Here is a 19,606-nt window from a genome sequence, read left to right on the forward strand (position 1 = left end):
AGTTCTGGTTTGTGACGCGGGAGGGGATCTCGGAGTCGTGCTGGAAGGGGTATTATCTGGAGGTGCCGGGGGTGGACGGTATGTTGCGCGTCAGGAGGCGGTGCCACGGGGGATGGATGCTGGTGAATGTGCCGGTGTATGGGGATGTGGTGTTTCTGCCGGAGGATGGCTATCGGAAGGATGGTTCTTGTGATGCTGGATGTGGCTGTCGGGATGGGGGTGACGGCAGTGGGCGGATTTATCGGAGGATTTCGGAGGCGGGGGAGGATGGCATTCTGATTACGGATCTGTGGGAGCGGTATTTTCTTCTGACTCCGGACGGGAGGAGGAGGGAGGTGACGGCACCCCTCGCCCATGGGCTCGGGCACGGGACTCCAGTCTTTTGAAAGGAGGATACGGGGCTCTGGGCTTGTAATTCCAGTCTTTTGAAAGGGGGCTATTAAGGGGGTAGGGCTTTTGAAGGGGCTGAGGATGGCAAAAGAATAGGGGAGTGAATGAGATTTTGTCTCTTTCACTCCCTTTTTTCTTTGGGCTTGGATTGTTGTCTTACCAGGATTCGAACCTGGACAGACAGAACCAAAAACTGTAGTGCTACCATTACACCATAAGACAATCCTAAGAACTTCAAACCGTCTGTGCTGTCATCGTGGGATTCCGGCACTTTGCGGTCTCAAAGTCAGTGCAAAGTTAATCATTCTATTTGATTCGTGCAATATATTGCACTTAAAATCTTTAGGAAGATGGTCGTTTTTTTATTATTTGAGGGGAATTGTGAACGTTTATTCTTTTGAAGGCGGGGTCTGGATACGTTTGCGTTTCTTTAATTTAAGTGCATCGAAACCGTTGCCATATACGCTTTTTACGTAGGATGTGGTGATGTATGCGGTCTGGTCTTCATCTTTCACGATGCGGTAGATGGCGTGTGTGTCTCCTTTCCTGCACCATACCATCATCATCTTACGCTCCTGTTCTGTCCAGTAGCCTTGTCCGTTCCAAGTTGTGACGCCTCGTCCGGTCTCATGGGTTATGCGGTATGCTATCTTATTCCATGCGTCGGAGATTATGAGGAATTGCACTGTCTGTCGTCCTTCATATACGAATTTGTCGGCGATATATGAATAGATGAATATTGCGAGCCAACCGTATATGATTGATTGCGTGCGTGACTGTATGCGCGCTTCCATGTCGCCGTCGAATGGGAGGAAGAATGAGCACGCCACGATTGAAATGTCGACAATCATCATTACCCGCCCCATTGATACGTTGCTTATCTTCGACATTACGGCTGCCACGATGTCGGTTCCACCTGTCGTGCCGTGGTGGCTGTAGTATACCCCGATGCCTATGCCGAGGAGTATCGAACCCATTGCGACGCTCATCGTGCGGTCGGTCACGAGTGGCGGATGCGAGGTGAAGTATCCTTCCATGCATCCGATTATGAGGGAGAGGACAGTGGCACCGAATATTGTGCGCAACACGAATCCTTTTCCTAAGAATTTATATCCGCATATCAGCAGGAGTATGTTTGTGCCATACATTGTGACGGCTACGGGTATTGTTTGGCTGCTGGCGTAGTAGATGAGTGTGCTGAAACCTGCCATGCCGCCTATGACGATATGGTGTGGAAGGATGAAAATAGTGAATCCGAGGGAATATATGGCAATTCCGATGATGATATACATGAGATCAATTGTCTCATTCACCAATTGCGCCCGGTTTAATCCTGATAGTTGAAGTCTGTGGTTCATGCGAAAAATCGTGTCTTAATGATTCGGCAAAATTACAGAAAAACTTCCAAATAAGGTCTATTCTCAGATGAGATTATTCTGACGAATTTTTCGCGGCAGGGTTATGGGTGGAGGATGAGGGATATGAAACCGTCCGGCGGGTGGCGTTCGGCCGATGCATGGTGATGCTCTATGCCGGCCTGACAAGGCCATGCGCTATGCTCTTGTGCACTATGCTGAGACTGCGCGTTGCAAGAATTACCATGTCTCAACGGTGAACATAAGCAAAAAAGTTTGCGTCGCCGCCAACCGTCATCCGTCGGACGGAGTGGTTTTTGTAGGTATTGGGATTATTCCTCTATCAGATCTGTGGTCCAGCTCAGCGACTGTATCTTCAGGTCGAGCTGACGCAGTTCAGCGGCGCATCGGTCGGTCATACGACGGAAATCGTTGACATCGACAGTGCGGACGTATTTTATCTCGTTGCGGTTGTAGCGGTCTTCGCGTGCGGTCAGGTTGCGGAGGGCATCGGCGAGAGTGCGGGCCTTCATGCTCTCCACGTCGCGCAGCGCGAGAAGGGATGTGATGGATTCACCGTCGATGAAAGTGCGGGAATTTGTTATGTTGATTTTATAGATGAGGTTTCTGAGTTCACGCAGTGTGTCGTCAAGAGCCGCCACCACCTCTTCCGGTGTTTCAGGAGGAGTGTCCCCCTCCTGCACTTTCATGCAATCGTTGAGACGCACTTTGAGTTGCTGCACTTTCTCGGTGAGAGCCGCACGCCGGCTTAATGCTTCAGCTAATTTCATACGATTAATAATTAAGATTCCTGGCGGCATCTCCTCTTTTGTCGGGAAGTGGAGATGCCGCTATGTATATAACGCTCGGTAGAGGGGAAATTGTTTATTCCGGAGAAATAGGAGGGGAATTTTTTTGATTTTGAGTGGAACTCAAATGGACTTGGTTTTGAGCGAGGCTCAAAAGAAACTGCCGGGCACGGGCAGGGACTTCCGAATGCGGCTGGAATGGGGAATTTTTTTTGCTTGCTTTTTACGAATTAAATTAATTAAGCATTTTAAGCATTGTTTATATTAAAGAAATGCTTAAAATGCTTAACAAATGCTATTATTTTAATATTTAGGAAATTATTGCTTTTAATTGACGAGGAGATTGCTTTTATTGATAGATCATCTTTCGGGTCATGCCGCCATCTACGGGTATGTCGGCACCATTGATGAAATCGTTGTCAGGGAGCGACAGGAAGATGCACAGGCGGGCAATATCTTGCGGTGTGCCGACGCGTCGTGATGGGTGTTGGAGATGATCAATCTCGGATAATCCTTCGGGATCTCCGGTATGGATCCAGCCGGGAGAGATGCAATTCACGGTGATTCCGTATGGGGATAATGACATCATCAGAGAGTGGGTAAGGGATGCTATACCCCCTTTTGAGGCGGAGTAGCCCTCTGTACCCTCTTCGCTTTGGATATGACGAGTGGATGAGATGCAGATCATTCTTCCTCCAAACGTATTTGGGATGGGGAACTGCTTGCGATGTATTGCCCATGCGCGTGCGATTAGATAGGCGGGACGAAGGTTAGTGTCGATTATTCGGTCAAAAATCTCCGGATCGCCCTCGGTAAGGGGTTGGAAAGTGGATATCCCGGCATTGCTTACCACTATATCCAGGTCTTTCCATGCGGAGAAAAGATTGTCGAGAGCTTTTTCGAGAGCATCTTTATCGGCAAGATCCACGTTGTAGAATCTCACGCCCTCGTCATGTGCCAATTTCTCGCCCTTCTCGCGGTCAATATCCATCACCGCCACCTTGCATCCCGCCTTCAGGAAAGCACGCGTCACAGCGAGCCCGATGCCGTTTGCGCCACCCGTTACAAGCACCCTGCGCATCGGGAAATTCACAGAAAGATATCCTTTCCGTTGGGAAACGGATGCCTGAATCTTATTTGATTGTTGCAGGCGACCGTTTCGCAGGTCATCCATGCGTCTTTCGAGATAATTGTCTGCCATATCATGATTTTTTTTACAAAACTAACCCTTTCTCGTGTATTTTTTAGAAAAGATATGATTTTATGAGGATTTATGTGTAATTTTGTGAGGAATTATGAAAATTAAATGAAATAAAAACAGATAGATGAACAGACTGCCAATAGAGGAGAGATTGTTGAGAAATGTAAGGATTCTGTCGCAGTCCTCGCCTCAGGAGATGCGCATGGTGCCACGTGGGGATGGGGCGTTCCCATCGGTTGCCGGACTTAGGGATATAGTGTCGTTGGTCAGGGCGATTGTGTTTCCTGATTTCTTTGACTGCCGGCGCAATAATGAGAGGATCCGTTCATGTTATCTTGGAGTGAATATTGAGAAACTATACTCCCTGCTTCATACAGAGATAAGGAGGGCACTGCGTTTCGACAATACGTATGAGGAGGAGGAAGTGTCGGAAGAGGCATCATTGCTTGCGTTGCAGTTTATAGATGAGCTTCCGGAGATCAAGCGGCTCCTTTTCACGGATGTGGAGGCAATGTATGACAATGACCCTGCCGCCGACAACTATGCAGAGATCATACTTAGCTATCCGGTGGTCAACGCCATGGTGCATTACCGGTCGGCACATGTCCTGCTGAAATTGGGTATTCCTGTTATTCCCCGCGTCATCACGGAGCTTGCTCATTCCACCACCGGCATCGACATCAATCCCGGTGCCACCATAGGTGAATACTTCGCCATAGACCACGGCACAGGCGTGGTGATAGGGGAGACGTGCATCATCGGAAATCACGTTACGCTATATCAGGGCGTCACGCTCGGCGCGAAGAACTTCTCGCTTGACAGCAACGGGCATCCGCTCAACATACCGCGTCATCCCATCATAGAGGATAACGTGACAATCTACTCAAATTCCACCATATTGGGGCGGATAACGGTAGGTCACGACTCAGTGATCGGAGGTAATATCTGGCTTACCCATTCCGTTGAGCCATGGTCGCGCATAGTGCAGCAGAAGGCATTCAGTCAGAAGGAGACGTGAGGGTATCCCGCAGCATGGAGAATGTGGGGAGGTCGGCATCCCCGAAAGTGGCTACTACCATTCCCTGTTCATTCGAGATGAATGTGCGAGGGATTCCCGTGGTTGCAAAGAGATTGTAGATCCGTCTGTCGTCTTGTGCGGAATATGGGATTGACAGACCATTGCTTTCCCAATAGCTTTCAATCTCCGCGGCCCTTTCATCGCGTGCGATAGCCATTACCAGCACATCCGGATTATCCTTATATTCAAGATATACACTATCCACAGACGGGAGTCCCCGCCGGCAATCTCCGCATGACGTGTTGAAAAATTCAATCAGCACCCTCTTCCCCTTCATGTCGACGGCAGATATCCGTCTGCCGTCGGAAAGGTCAACGGAGAAGTCCGGCAGCGCGTCACCACGCTGAATTCCGATATTTTCCTCATCCTTCTCCGTGATGCATCCGGAGAGAAGTATTGCCAATAATGGTGCAATCAATCGGGTTTTCATGACCATAGAATAAAAACAGCGACATAATAAAAAAAGGACGGACGCAAGGGAATTGCGCCCGTCCTTTGGTGAATATGAGATTAGTCTTCAGTCTCGGGAGCCTTGTCGATGAGATCCATAAACTCGTCAAGCTTCGGAGTGATGATGATCTCTGTGCGCCGGTTACGCTGTTTGCCGAGCTCGGAGTCGTTGTCGGAGATAGGATTAAACTCACCGCGTCCGGCAGCAGACATACGCTTGGGATCAATGCCGAAATTATTCTGAAGCACTTGCACGATTGAAGATGCACGAAGGGCAGAGAGGTCCCAGTTGTTGCGGATGTTAGTCTTGGAGATAGGCACATTGTCGGTGTTTCCTTCCACAAGCACGTCAAAATCCTTATAATCCTTAAGAATCTTTGCTATTTTGGAAAGAGTCTCCATCGCACGGCTGTTCACCTCATAGCTGCCGCTCTTGAAGAGCATATTGTCAGCGAGAGATATATACACCACGCCTTTCAGCACCTTTACGTCCACTTCCTTCATCTCGTCGGTTGTGAGCGAGCGGGTCAGTCTATTGGTGAGGGCTATGTTGAGCGAGTCAGACTTAGATTTGGCTTCTACAAGCTGTTTGATATATTGGTTTGAAGCATTGATCTCGTCTACGAGCTTTGCGATGTTGACGCTGCCCTGAGCGTTGGCATCCATACTCTTGTCGAGAGTGTTCTTGAGATCCTGCATCCCTTTCTTGAGCTCAAGGTTGCCCTGTTTTGCTGCCTGGAGCTGCGACTCGAGATTGCGGGTGTTGGCATTGCAGTTGATGAGATCTTCGCGTGTGCTGCCGTAGGTGGTCTGGAGCTCGTCATACTTTGTCTGGAGCTCTGCATACTTTTTGTTGGGGACGCAGCTTGTAGACATTATGCCTACGAGAGCGAATCCAAGGAATAAATGCTTGAATTTCATAATTGATTTTTTTGTTAATGGCGGCAGACGCCGCGCTATAAATTTCTGCAAAGTTAATCAATAAATTCCGAAAACTGAAAAATAATCCTCAGTATCGTCATATTATCAATATTATGACCCAAAATCGAGTGGATGGTTTATCTTGACTCCCTCCAACGGAGCATTATCTCATTCAGTTTCTCATGCTCGATGAGGAAGCCGTCATGTGCGAATTTCGAGTCCATGAGCTCAAGTCTTGATCCCGGTATCCTCTTTGCCAGCTCCTCAAGGCAAGCTGGAGGGAAGAGGATGTCGGAGTTGATTCCGATCACGAGAGTGTTGGCATTTATTCTCTTCAGCGCGTTTTCGAGACCGCCTCTTCCCCTTCCGACGTCGTGGGAGTCGCCGCTCTGGCATATACGCACGTAGGAATAGACGTCGAACCTGTCACACAGCTTCTTCCCCTGATATTCCTGATAAGTCTGCACACGATGGAAGAATGGGTCGGGTTTCTCTTCCGGATCACGCTGGCTCATGTTGTAGGCGAAAGGTCCACGATAGCTTATTAGGGCGATTGAGCGGGCAGTGGCAAGCCCTTTCTTGGCTGCATCGAGAGAGTGTAGCCCCCAGGTCGGGTCGGTCTTTATCGCCATATACATCGACTGATTGAAAGCCGCAAGCCAAGGGCTGCAAGAGGAATCGGTGGCACAGAACATCACGTTTTCCGCTATCTGCGGATCGGTCACCATCCATTCAATCGCCTGAAACCCTCCGAGAGATACGCCGATCATCTCATGTAGCCTTGTGATTCCGAGATGCTTCGCGAGTAGCTGATGTGCATGCACCATATCGCGTATTGTCACGCGGGGGAATGAGTCACACCAGGGTTCACCTGTGGCAGGATTTATTGACGATGGACCTGTCGTGCCGTAGCAAGAACCGAGCATGTTGGCACAGACAATAAAATATTTTGATGGATCGAGGAAAAGACCCTCTCCGACCGTGCCGGGCCACCAGTCAGCCACGTCGGAATTGGCGGTCAACCCATGCATGACCCATATTACATTGCTTCGGTCCTCATTCAAGGAGCCGTAAGTGTGGAAAGCGATGGAGAGAGAGGGTAGCGTTTCGCCACATTCGAGAGAGAAAGGGGCATCAGAGTGAAAGAATTGTTTCATTGTCAGATTGAACGAGAGGTTAAAAACCAAGTGCAAAGATAGAAATTTTATCTCACTCCGACAATAAGGGCGACACCTCACGGAGCCGCCCTTTGATTTTTTAGAGCCACGACATGAAAAAACTGAAAGAAATGTCGCTGACTCCAAAGGATCATTCCGGCAAAGCCGGTGGATTCCAATGTACCATTATTCAACCAAACATACATCGGCCGTAGTGACAAAATTAAAAGAACAGAACTCTGGCCGATGGCAACACCTGCGGATTCTCTCAGCCGATGTTGCATGGTAGTTGATGTGAAGCGTTAATCGCGTTCGAATCTTCTCAGAATCGGAGTCGGACTTATCAAGCATATCAAGTGCTTGTGTCGCTTCGGTGTGTGGATGCAAAATTAATAAAAATATTTATACTCCAAGAATTTTGTAAATTATTATTGAAGAAAAATATGCAGAATAGGATAAAAAGAGAGAAAAGGTATGAATTTGATAATGTAATTTTAATTATGACGCTGGAATTATGACAATTTTTTGTGAATATGGGAAAAGTTTTTTAATTTTGGAGGCAAATTCGGTTGCCGGAAGTTCAGCCAGACCTTGTTGATATGGTTGGAAAAGTCATCAATACGAGAGAGGTGAAATGATATGCACGCCTCATCATGACCGAATGGAATGAAAAACTTTAGACTACTAACATGAGACAATATGCCTTCTGCAAGATAAATAGCTTGTCCGATACTATAGTCGTCATATTCCTGATAATGATGGCGATGGTTCAATGCCAATCTGCCAATGCCATTGGGTTGAAGATAATACGTTCATACCCCAACACGATGTTGTCAGTGGCAAAAGCCTGGAGCGTTGCCACATACGGCGACAGATGGACGTTTTTCGCCACACAGGACGGTGTGATTCAATATGACGGCTCTGCGATTGACCTCTTCAGACTCAACAACCGTTATGCCGCACGCAGCGTGAGGATGGATGAGGAATCCTATCGGCTGTATGTCGGGGGTATAAATGAGTTCGGCTATTTCCTTCCCTCTTCAAGTGAATCATTGAAATATGTATGCCTCAGCGACAGTGTCGGAAACGACCGTTATATAGGGAATATATGGGGCATATATCCCAGTAAGAATGAGGTGTACGCACAGGGCGACATGAATATAATAGTGTATGATCAGGATAAGAACCAACATTACCGTATAGATTGTAGTTTCAAGCTTGATTGCTCCAATATGATTGACGACGTTCTCTGGCTGGGATCCGGAGACGGACTTAAATTTTTGATGGGGAGGACAGTGGTGGATGCTCCGGGGGCAGACTTGCTGAAAGGATGTAGAATAAGGGGGATATTGCCTTACGGTAAGTCGATGCTGATAGTGACTGCCGACAGGGGAGTGTTCCGCTATGATCGTAATGAACTTACGTATCTTAAAGTGGTGTCGGAATCTGCCGCTGCCGTGGGGGAGATATTCAGCGCGGATATATTCGGTGGGACGCTTGCATTGGGCAGTATCGGTAATGGAGTGGTGACTGTCGATATGTCAACCGGATCAAAGAGCGTATATAGTGAGTCATCCGGACTCCCCAATAATACTGTCCTGTCGTTGGGCTTTGACTCTTCGGGCAATCTGTGGACAGGACTTGACGTAGGAGTGGCGGAGATAATGCTCACCACACCGGTGGAGACATTCTCCAACAACAATCTTCCCATCGGTTCCGGTTCGGCGGTAGCCATTCACAAAGGTAAGATGTATCTCGGCACCAACCGTGGGCTCTTCTATTTTGATTATACTCCCGGAGAGGATATATCCGGGGTAACATTCCGGCAGATTCCGGGAGTGACGGGACAGGTGTGGGGGCTTACGGAGATCGATGGCGACCTCTTCTGTTGTCATGACCGTGGACTGTTTATTGTCAAGGATGGATTGGCAAAGAGGATAGAGGGAACCAATGGCACGTGGGATCTCAAACTTCTGCGGGGGACACACCGGCGTGCGTATGTCGGCACATATTTCGGGTTCCAGATAATAGAGAAGAGAGGTGACACATGGATACTGATCGGGGCAATCGACGGCTATAAGGGGAGCTGCTATAATTTCGTGCAGGAATCTCCCACAAAGCTATGGAGTTATGATGGGGAGAGCGGCATATACCGTCTGGATATCGACACTGCCACAATGAGAGTGAAAGACACTTATAATTATAGAGCGACAGCGGATGGGCAGTCACTGACCTCCGATGTGTCGGTAAGCCGTATAGACAACGACATCTATTTCGCCGCCCCATCCGGTATATGGCGTTATGATTCTAAGGCAAACTCGATAGTGCGAGATGAAAGACTTGGTCTACTGATAGGATCACCTAAGAATGTGCGGCGGCTTAAGAAGCGCGACGGCAAGCTGTATGCCCTTACCGATAAGGAGATTATATGTGCGGATCCGGCGGGGATACTCGGAGTGCGCCGCCTTCTCCTGCTCGGATCCGACACCCGTCCCATCCATGATGGGGATCTGTTTTTCCCGGTTTCATCCGACTATCTTGCCTATCCTACCCATACCGGATTCCTGTTTTTTGATTTTTCCGACCCATCGGCAGATGAGAATCATCCAGATACCGTACTCCCTATTGCACCCTTGTCGCGCATCGGTAGGGTGGCGGTTACGGCAATGAAGGATTCCACCATATTCCGGGGAAATTTCATATCGGAGAAGGGGACGATCGTGCTCAGATATTCAGAAAACAGTATAAAGATAGAATTTGGCAATCCTCTTGAGTCGGCACAAGGAGTGGTCTACAGTTGCCGTCTGAACCATGAGAAATGGAGCTCACCATCATCCTCCAACGTGAAGGAATACACTAATCTGAAAAATGGCGACTTCCGTTTCGATATAAAGGCAATCTCTCCCGACGGGTTGGAGAGTGTGGATTCCATAGAGTTCCGGGTGTTGCCCCCGTGGTGGAGAAGCGGGTGGGCAATGTCGGTCTACGTGATATTGGCTATTGCGATGGTCTACGGTTGCATAATGCTTGAGCGTATGCGTGTGCATCGTAAGCAGCAGGCTCTTATCAGGGAGAAAGATGCGCAGCTTATACGCCAGCAAGCAGATTTTGAATGGGAGTCTAAGCTGAAAGACCATAAGATAATCGAACTGGAGAAGGAGAAACTCGACAAGGAGCTTCGTCATAAGGCGCAGGAGATGGCGAATGTGATGATGAGTCTGTCGCATAAGAATGAGACATTGCAGACCGTGAAACGCGATTTGCAGAATATCCAGCAGATGCTTCCCAAGAGCCAGGGGGATGCCCGACGGGCGATACAGGAACTCCAGGGGAAGGTGACGGTCGATATAAAGAGCGATCAGGTGTTCAATAGGGTGGTTGAGGAATTTGATCTTGTGCATGACGATTTCATAAAGAAACTGCGTCAGCGTTTCCTCGATTTGTCGAATAATGAAGTGCTGATGTGTGCTTATCTCAAGATGAACCTTTCAACAAAAGAGATAGCCCCTCTTCTCAACATATCGGTGAGGGGAGTGGAGACAATGCGCTACCGCATCAGGAAGAAATTCGGACTTGAGCGGGATGACAGCCTGACCGACTTCATAAATAAATTCTGACTTCATATTCGAAATTACCTGGTTCCCGGCATTAATGACGACTTTAAAAATTTGTTAACAGCGTATACTTAAAATATTGTGAGATAAATATTTAGTTATTGTGATGTATTGTTGACGTATTGAAAAAATAAGTGTGACGTAATAAAAAAGCATGCAAAAAGTTGCAACGAATCAAGCTTACACCTTACATTTGCAACCGAAAACCTGCACGGGTTCCAATTCCGGAATCTTGATGCAGGTGAGAAAATGAACACCGGGCAGGCTCGGATACTCATGAATCAAACTACACCTAAAGTTAAACGAAAACAAAACCAAAATCAAAAACTACACATGAAAAAGTCAGTACTATCAGCGATAATGGCATCGATGCTATTCATCACCCCTACGCTTGGCGCATGTGGTGATGACGGCAATGATGCGCCTTCGCAGTCATCCGGGAATGTAGTGGTTTCGGTTGCCCCCGAAATCCTGTCATCAGGTCCGGAATCAGCTACTCTTGAATTGACCGTGACAGCAGATGCCGATTGGGCGGTAAAGAGCGATGCCGATTGGGTATCGTTGCGTCCGTCGGGAGGGATCAAGAATGAGTCTACCATTGTCAAGGTTACTGTTCAGACCAATTCCGGAATGGAGGAGCGCACGGCAGCCATCAACATCGTGTCGGGGGGCAAAGCGGTAAAGACAGTGGCATTGACCCAGAGTTTCGTGAAGAAGGCAATATCGACAGCCTCTTCGTTTACATTCGGGGCACAAGAATCGACAGGCACATTCACAGTGACGTCTAACGCCGATTGGACATTGGAATCATCTGAGAGCTGGCTCACGGTCTCACCTGTAAAGGGTGGGAAAGGCGACACGGAAGTGACAGTGAAAGCCGCCGCCAATGACGGAGAGTCTACCCGCAATGCCACATTGACCTTATCATGTGGAGAGACATCCTCCAAGATAGAGGTATCGCAGCTTAGCGATGAGGTTGTTGCTCCCGAAGGCTACTCGCTGGTATGGAGCGATGAATTCAATGAGGGTAGCGTCCCGGGAAAGGACTGGGTGCATGAGAATTGGGCGGCAGGACACGTCAATAATGAGCTTCAGACTTATACCGACAAAGAGATCGACGGCAAGCGCACCACAGAGATAAAGGATGGATTCCTCAACATTAACTGCTTCAAGGGGAAGGATGGAAAGATCTATTCCGGACGTATCAACGCCCGTCCGTCCACAGGCTGGCTTTACGGCTATATTGAGGCTCGCATCATGCTCCCGTCGGGAAAAGGTACATGGCCTGCATTCTGGATGATGCCTTGCAATGTGGATTGGGGCACCAACCCCTGGCCTAAGTGTGGAGAGATTGACATCATGGAGGAGGTCGGCGCAGATGCCGACAGGGTGTCATCATCGTTGCATACTGAGAAATATAACCATACAAAGGGAACACAGAAGACCCATGAGATGAAATGCGCCGGAGCGGAGGGTGGCTTCCACACTTATGCCCTCGAATGGACAGAGGATGCAATCACCACATACGTTGACGGTAAGGTCCAGCTCAAAGTGACCAAAGCAGAGATGGGTTCCGACCATGACAGCTGGCCCTTCCACTATGCCTTCTATCCGATACTCAACCTCGCATGGGGTGGCGATTGGGGTGGCTACAAGGGCGTTGATGAAAGTGCGCTGCCAATCACCATGAAAGTGGACTATATACGTGTGTTTCAGAAACAGTAAGAAGCCATTACCGGTTTTCTTTCAGATCTGACACATCATTCAACCGATTCTAAATAAACTTATGTACTAACTTATAACCTATGAAGAAATGAAAAAACTTACCATGTTTCTCATTGCGGTCATGACGTGTCTGGGGATATACGCCCAAGATATCAAAGTGACAGGTACGGTAGTCTCGGCTACCGACGGAGAGCCTCTTATAGGGGCGACAGTGATGGTGAAGGGTTCCACTTCCGGAGCCGCCACTGACATTGACGGCAAATTTAGTGTCAATGCGAAGAAGGGCTCTACGCTTATAGTCTCGTATGTCGGCTACACACCGCAGGAGATAAAAGTGAACGGAGTCATGAACGGTTTGACAATCAACCTCATAGAGGATTCTCAGATTCTCGATGACTTGGTTGTGGTGGGCTACGGCACACAGAAGAAGAGTGTGGTCACAGCTGCAATCTCAAAAGTGGGAGAGGAGACTCTTGAGCAGACGGCACCGGTCAATGTGCAGAATGCACTTAAAGGCGTCACTGCAGGTGTCACCGCTACTACAGCCAACGGACAGCCCGGTAGCGCGGCACAGATCCGCGTGCGTGGTGTCGGCACAATCAACAACTCCAATCCTCTCTATATCGTCGACGGTATGCCTATCGAGGGTGGCATTGATTACCTTAACCCTGCCGATATCAAGTCAATTGAGGTGCTGAAAGATGCAGCATCAGGTGCGGTTTACGGTGCACGTGCAGCTAACGGTGTTATCCTTGTGACTACCAAGAGCGGCGTGCAGGGACGTGCAAAACTCACCTACGACTTCTCTTATGGCTGGCAGTCGAAACTCAAATCAATCGACATGCTTAACGCCTCTCAGTATGCACTCATGAAGAACGAGGGTTATCTCAATATCGGTCAGCCGGCTCCATACGACGACCCATATAGCTATGGCGAGGGCTACGACTGGCAGGCTGCCATATTCAACGACAATGCTCCGGTCATGAATCATCAGGTATCAGTGTCGGGTGCAAGCGAAAAAGTCAACTATTTCCTTTCATTCGGATATTTTGACCAGGAGGGTATCATCGGAGGCAACTACAATCAGTCGAACTACAATCGTCTGACATTGCGTTCCAACAATACCTACACGCTCTTTGATGAGTCTGCAAAACGTAACTATCTGAATAAGGTGGTTCTGACCACTAACGTATCATACGCACGTATCCATTCCAAAGGCTTCGGTGGTGGCGGTGGCTACTATGGTGGTGCTATCACCAACGCACTCGGGATGTCGCCGATTCTTACCCCGACACTTGTTCCGGGTTCTCCGGAATATAAGCGTCAGATGGATTTCTATGCCGGCAACGACAAATATGTGCCCCGTTATGATTCAAATGGAAACCTTTACACTGTGCCTGAAGCGTTCGGCGGCGGTTATCAGGAGCTTACCAACCCGTTCTATGGCTGGTCGTTCCCCGCAGGCAAAAACTGGAGCCATAAGATTGTGACCAACTTCGTGGGAGAGATCCAGATTTGGGATGCAATAAAATATCGCATAAGCTTTGGCGGCGACCTCGCTTTCTGGGGTAGCGACAGCCATACGGAACCCAGCTATTACAGCAACCTTAACAACACCGATGCAATTCATGCCACGGCTTCCGCCTCATCCAACCGAGGCTGGACATGGCAGCTTGAGAATATCATCTTCTATGACAAGGAATTTGGCGACCACCACGTCAACATCGTGCTTGGTGAGTCAGCAAAACAGAGCACAGGATGGTGGATCAACGCGTCAGCCAATAAACTCTACAATTTCGCTAAACCTTGGGTAACAGTGGGACAGGGACAGCCCGGTGAAGAGGATGGCGGCAACCGCACCGGTGATGCCGGACCAAATTCTGCATGGCCTAAACTCCTCTCATATTTCGGACGAGTTTCATACGACTTCGGCGGACGCTACATGTTGCAGGCTACGGTAAGACGTGATGGTTCGTCCAGATTCGGTACAAACAACAAGTGGGCTACATTCCCATCGTTCTCATTGGGTTGGAATCCGACAAGCGAGAAATTCCTTGAGGGACGCCCGACATGGTGGAGCAATACGAAAGTGCGCTTCTCATGGGGTAAGAATGGTAACGAGGCAATCGGTGATTTCGCTTACACAGTACTCACCAACGGTAACAACAACTACTATTTTGGACCTGAGGGTTCAAGCCAGACATACGGTTCAAAGGCATCCGGTCTTGCAAATCCTGACCTTAAATGGGAGGAGTCAACTCAGACAGACGTAGGTCTTGACTTCGGATTTCTCGACAATTCATTGCAGTTCACCATCGACTGGTATAAGAAACGTACCACCGGTATGCTCATGACTATGATGATCCCTACCTACGTGGGAGAATCCAAACCTATCGGCAACGTCGGCACGATGGACAATACCGGTGTCGAGATGGAACTCAGATGGGCACATACATTCGGGGAATGGGAGGTAAATCTCGGTGGTAACCTTTCCTACGTTAAGAATGAACTTGTCAACCTCGGTAACTCCGATGGTTGGAGATCAGAGGTGTCCAATGGTACAGCCGGAGATATCGCTCGTTCGATGAACGGTGAGGTGTTCCCCTTCTTCTATGGCTATAAGACCAATGGCATATTCCAGAATCAGGCTGAGGCGGACGCTTACAATGAGAAATACGGACTCACACCGGGTCAGACCTCATGGTATGCAAATCCGGGCGATGTCGTGTTCCTTGACACCAACAACGACGGCACAATCAATGCTGATGACCGTACCAAGATCGGTAAGGGTCTTCCTGACTGGACCTACGGTTTCAATATCGGTGCAGGTTGGAAAGGCTTCCAGCTCACTGCATACTTCCAGGGCGTTTGGGGCAACCAGATCTATGACGCATCACTTCGTGGTGACACACCTGCAAAGAATATGCCGTCTTGGATGCTTAACCGCTGGACAGGCGAGGGCACATCCAACACAATTCCTATCTACCGTCTCGGCGATTCACGCAACTGGGCAAGTTCTGACCTTTACGTGAAGAGTGGTGCATATCTGCGTTGTTCCAACCTGACACTCTCCTACACACTCCCTTTCAACATTGTGAAGAAAATCGGATTTGACAATATCAAAGTATTTGTGATGGGCGAAAACCTCTTCACTGCCACAAAATATCGCGGCTTCACACCGGAAGTAGGCGACGGCACCAATATCGGTATCGACTATGGCAACTATCCGGAGGCGCGCACCTTCACTATAGGTTTCAACGTGTCGATCTAACCTGAATCACATCATCAATAACAGACAAAGCAATGAAAATAAAGAAATATATTCTGCTTGGCTCCTTGGCAATCATGAGCACCGGCATCACATCTTGTGGCTCCGACTGGCTGGACATAACCAACAATACACAGGACACTGTGGAGGATTACTACACTACCGATGACAACATCTGGCAATCAGTGGTGGCAGCATACGATCCTCTCCACTGGTTTGACTACGCCAACAACTATACCGGATTGAATATATATCCGGAGGTGCTTGCTGACCAGTGTTTCCCCGGTGGCGGCGACGTCAACGACATGGATCAGTGGAAGAAGGTGTTCAACTTCGTCTCCACATCCACATCTGTGCTCAGCACCAACTATTCCAACGCATATTCCGGAGTGAAACGTTGCAACGATGCCCTCCACTATATGTTTGATTTCTGGACACCGAACACTGATCTGGAGCTCGCTCACCGCAATCGTTACGAGTCGGAGGCACTGGCATTACGTGCGTTCTACTACAACCAGCTATGGCACTGGTGGGGCAACATCGTATACTACGACAAGAACCTCTCAGGCGACTTCCTCGGCACGCAATATACCGCCGATGAGGTGTATGAGTTCATAATTAAAGACCTGGAGAAGGTTATTGCCGACAATTATCTTCCTGAGAAATGCGAAGGCGGGGAATTAGGACGCGTCACCAAGCACTTCGTATATATGCTCTACACAGAAATTGTGATGTATCAGAACGACCAGAGCCGCAAATCCAAGGCATTGGGCTACATGGAGGAGATCATCAACTCCGGCAAGTATCAGCTGATGAATGATTTCTCGGCTATTTGGGACGTGACGGGAGAATGGTGCTCAGAGTCAGTGTTTGAAATCAACTACTCCGACTATCTTGCCAACCGTAACTGGAGCTGGGGCGGCACCTGCGGCGGCACTGTGGTGCCCTGTATGATTCTGCCGCGTGGTTATTCAAGCGCAGATGGCATTCACGACAATACAGGCTGGGGCTTTGCGACAGTGCGTAAGTCTACGTTTGATTCTTACGATGCAAATGATAAGCGTCGAGATGCAAGTATATGGCAGCCTGAAGAGGGTTCTTATCAGAAGGGCTTCCAGGACACCGGCTATTTCCTTGCGAAATATGCAGGCAAGATCGGAGGCAATTCCGGACAGATTGCCGATGCAGTCCTCAACTACAACAACAACCTGCGTCTGTATCGCTTCTCCGAGGTGCTTCTGAATGCTGCGGAGCTTGGCTCGTCGAACGCACAGAGATACCTTGATATGGTGCGCTCACGTGCCGGACTTGAATCTGTGCCCGCCACACTCGACAACATCATTCAGGAACGCGCATGGGAATTCCTCGGTGAGGGGAAACGCTATTGGGATCTCATCCGCACCGGTCTTGCAAAAGATCTCCTTGTGAAAGGGAATGAGATTCCTGACGACCGCACAGGCAACTACACCGACAACAAGAAATATCTCCCCTTCCCGCAGGATGAGATTGACATGTGTCATGGCACTCTCAAGCAGAATGACCAGTATTTCCAGTAATCCTTAGAAATTGAAAAAATGAAAAAATCAAATATCATCTTCAGGAGCAGCGTCATGGCAGGAGCAATCCTCATGTTCAGCGCATGCTCGCAGGAATCGGTCTTCCAGCCGTCGATGGCAGGCTTGCCGAAAGCCTCCGACTATAAGATCGGCATTGCGGTTGACGAACTCAATAATGTGGAACTCAATATCCTCGATGCCAATGGCAATAATGCTAAGGGCGTATATCCGATATGGTATGTCAACGGCAGCACCCGTCCCTCCACATCCCTCACTTACCGCGATCTCATAACAATCGCCGGAGATTATCCGGTTGAGATGAAGGTGGGAAATGCCAACGGCGTGTCTGAAGGCACCGTCAACGGCACCATCCATATAGCCAACACAATCTTCGATTTCACCCCCTATATGAAGGCGTTGACCGACAACTCCTCGAAGGAATGGTCGGTCGACGGAACAAAGGATGGCAACATCGGTTGCGGTCCCGACGGCAGCAATCCCACCGGATGGTGGAATGGCGGACCGGGTGCGAAAGAGGCAGAGGGTCTGTATGAGAATATCCTTACTTTCGGTGATAACGGAGGCGAGTCATCCGGCACTTACACTTTCAATCCCGGAGCGTCAGGCACAATCTACGTAAATAAGGGGGTAAATTCTCTTCCCGGTCTTGAGGTCAACAATCCGAATGACGATAACGACTTCCGTGTGACTGTCGGAGAGGTGCAGACTACGTTCACACTCTCTCCGGAAGGAGCCAACCTCTATCTTGTGCTTCCCGCCAACACCCCGTTCCCCTACGTTCCGACAGAGGCGGCTTTCGCTAATCCCAGATATCGCATAGCTAATTTCAGCAAGAGCGAGATCACGCTTGTTCAGGAGTGTGAGGGAATAGCATGGCAGTATATCATCGCGCCGAGGGCGGAAGACACCTCTTTCAAGGGATTCAAGTATGACAGCGAATTTAATATGTGGAAAAACGCCAATATCTCTTTGGCATCCACATGGTTCTCTCCCGGCGACTGGTCAGGCGGTCTTGAACCGGACCTGCTTGAAGTAGCGAACGATAAGATCACGCTCCACACTCCGGCAGCCATGGGCAATGATCAATGGCAAGGTCAGGTGCATATCGAGACTGACATTGAGGTTTCGGCAGCAGAGACATACGACTTCTCATGTTACATTGATTCTCCCGTAGATAGCAAGGTGACTGTCAAGGTACAGCAGATTGGTGACGACAACGTTCTGTTTGAGGGCACGGCGGCACAGCAGCCATTTGAAAGCGGCGGCTCATGCTACTACTTCTCCGATCTCCCCGGATTTGACGGCGTAATGAAGATAGCGTTCGACTTCGGCGGTTATCCTGATACAGACTTCGTAGTCTCCGGTATAGTCTTCAAGAAGCATTCCGATGACGACGGCACAGTCCTCCCGACTCCGGGAGAGGAGGAGCCGGAAGCTCCGGTAAGCTGGGTTGATGTCAACAGCGATGACAATATTTTCCATGGCTGCACTTATGAGAATACCTACTATTATGCTCCGGGATGGGCACAGATAGATAATCCGGAACTCGTGGAGGAGGCAAACTCTTGGACCCTCACATTGCCTGAGGCTACTACCGACCAATGGCAGGCACAGTTCGCGTTCAACTCCGACATGACCACAAGCGCAGATAAGAACTATGACTTCCGTGTGACCTTCAATTCCAATCAGGATCTTCCGGGCGTGACATTCAAGTGCGTGTCTTCTGAAGACGACAATATCTTCTATATGGCAGACCGCGTTGTAGTGGAGGCGTATGATGAGGTCACATATAAATGGGTTAACCTCCCGGGCATCGACATTGAGAAGATGAATATCGTTCTTGATTTCGGCGGTAATCCGGCAGGCACCAAGGTGACGGTCAAGGATATAATCGTGCAGGAACACCGTGATTGATGATATGGTTGCACAATAGATAAGCAAAGTTATAAAATCTAAGGAATCAGATTGAGTTTTAGGTAATAGTGGCTCCTCTGTCATCCTTGAACAGGGGAGCCATTCTTATAAATAATAATAAAAAATTACAGAACGTCATTTATATGA

Annotated in this window: 13 protein-coding genes; 7 read left to right on the plus strand and 6 right to left on the minus strand. The window is 48.9% G+C overall.

Annotated features, from left to right (window positions below):
* On the plus strand, window positions 1-193 hold a 193-nt coding region (locus E5331_RS20485; RefSeq protein WP_168355295.1), incomplete at its 5' end, for a hypothetical protein.
* 586 nt (window positions 194-779) lie between these two features.
* On the opposite strand, the gene E5331_RS18230 is transcribed toward E5331_RS20485, so the two are convergent.
* The 3 genes from E5331_RS18230 to E5331_RS18240 form a co-directional block, all read right to left on the minus strand.
* Complete coding sequence (locus E5331_RS18230; protein WP_123481006.1) at window positions 780-1,748, minus strand: YitT family protein; 969 nt, start codon at window positions 1,746-1,748, stop codon at window positions 780-782.
* 329 nt (window positions 1,749-2,077) lie between these two features.
* Window positions 2,078-2,536, minus strand: coding sequence for a DIP1984 family protein (locus tag E5331_RS18235; protein WP_123481005.1), 459 nt, complete (start codon window positions 2,534-2,536; stop codon window positions 2,078-2,080).
* 367 nt (window positions 2,537-2,903) lie between these two features.
* A complete protein-coding gene (locus E5331_RS18240; protein WP_135986116.1) occupies window positions 2,904-3,755 on the minus strand; it encodes an SDR family NAD(P)-dependent oxidoreductase in 852 nt (283 codons plus the stop codon).
* Between the two features lie 124 nt (window positions 3,756-3,879).
* Here E5331_RS18240 and E5331_RS18245 point away from each other — a divergent pair, with 124 nt between their 5' ends.
* Window positions 3,880-4,773, plus strand: a complete 894-nt coding sequence (locus tag E5331_RS18245; RefSeq protein ID WP_123481003.1) for a serine O-acetyltransferase — start codon at window positions 3,880-3,882, stop codon at window positions 4,771-4,773.
* Here E5331_RS18245 and E5331_RS18250 read toward each other — a convergent pair.
* The 3 genes from E5331_RS18250 to E5331_RS18260 form a co-directional block, all read right to left on the minus strand.
* Window positions 4,754-5,263 (minus strand): TlpA family protein disulfide reductase, encoded by a 510-nt coding sequence (locus E5331_RS18250; protein ID WP_168355296.1) that lies wholly within the window; start codon window positions 5,261-5,263, stop codon window positions 4,754-4,756. The genes E5331_RS18245 and E5331_RS18250 overlap by 20 nt on opposite strands.
* An 80-nt stretch (window positions 5,264-5,343) precedes the next feature.
* Window positions 5,344-6,204: an OmpA/MotB family protein gene (locus E5331_RS18255; protein WP_123481001.1), complete on the minus strand. Its 861-nt coding sequence runs from the start codon at window positions 6,202-6,204 to the stop codon at window positions 5,344-5,346.
* A 137-nt stretch (window positions 6,205-6,341) separates the two neighbouring features.
* Window positions 6,342-7,361: a homoserine O-acetyltransferase family protein gene (locus tag E5331_RS18260; RefSeq protein WP_123481000.1), complete on the minus strand. Its 1,020-nt coding sequence runs from the start codon at window positions 7,359-7,361 to the stop codon at window positions 6,342-6,344.
* A gap of 689 nt (window positions 7,362-8,050) precedes the next feature.
* Here E5331_RS18260 and E5331_RS18265 point away from each other — a divergent pair.
* The 5 genes from E5331_RS18265 to E5331_RS18285 all read left to right on the plus strand — a co-directional run bounded on the left by E5331_RS18265 (window position 8,051) and on the right by E5331_RS18285 (window position 19,459).
* Complete coding sequence (locus E5331_RS18265) at window positions 8,051-10,978, plus strand: helix-turn-helix and ligand-binding sensor domain-containing protein (RefSeq protein WP_123480999.1); 2,928 nt, start codon at window positions 8,051-8,053, stop codon at window positions 10,976-10,978.
* 330 nt (window positions 10,979-11,308) lie between these two features.
* On the plus strand, window positions 11,309-12,700 hold the full coding sequence (locus E5331_RS18270) for a BACON domain-containing protein (protein WP_168355297.1): 1,392 nt from the start codon (window positions 11,309-11,311) through the stop codon (window positions 12,698-12,700).
* An 88-nt stretch (window positions 12,701-12,788) separates the two neighbouring features.
* Window positions 12,789-15,971 carry a SusC/RagA family TonB-linked outer membrane protein gene (locus E5331_RS18275; protein WP_123480997.1) on the plus strand — a complete coding sequence of 1,061 codons (3,183 nt, stop codon included), beginning with the start codon at window positions 12,789-12,791 and terminating at the stop codon, window positions 15,969-15,971.
* A gap of 32 nt (window positions 15,972-16,003) precedes the next feature.
* Entirely contained in the window at window positions 16,004-17,524 is a 1,521-nt protein-coding gene (locus tag E5331_RS18280; protein ID WP_123480996.1) for a RagB/SusD family nutrient uptake outer membrane protein, read from the plus strand.
* 18 nt (window positions 17,525-17,542) lie between these two features.
* A complete protein-coding gene (locus tag E5331_RS18285) occupies window positions 17,543-19,459 on the plus strand; it encodes a hypothetical protein (protein WP_123480995.1) in 1,917 nt (638 codons plus the stop codon).
* The last annotated feature ends 147 nt before the right edge of the window (window positions 19,460-19,606 follow it).

This window comes from Lepagella muris (assembly GCF_004793975.1).
Classification (GTDB): Bacteria; Bacteroidota; Bacteroidia; order Bacteroidales; family Muribaculaceae; genus Lepagella; species Lepagella muris.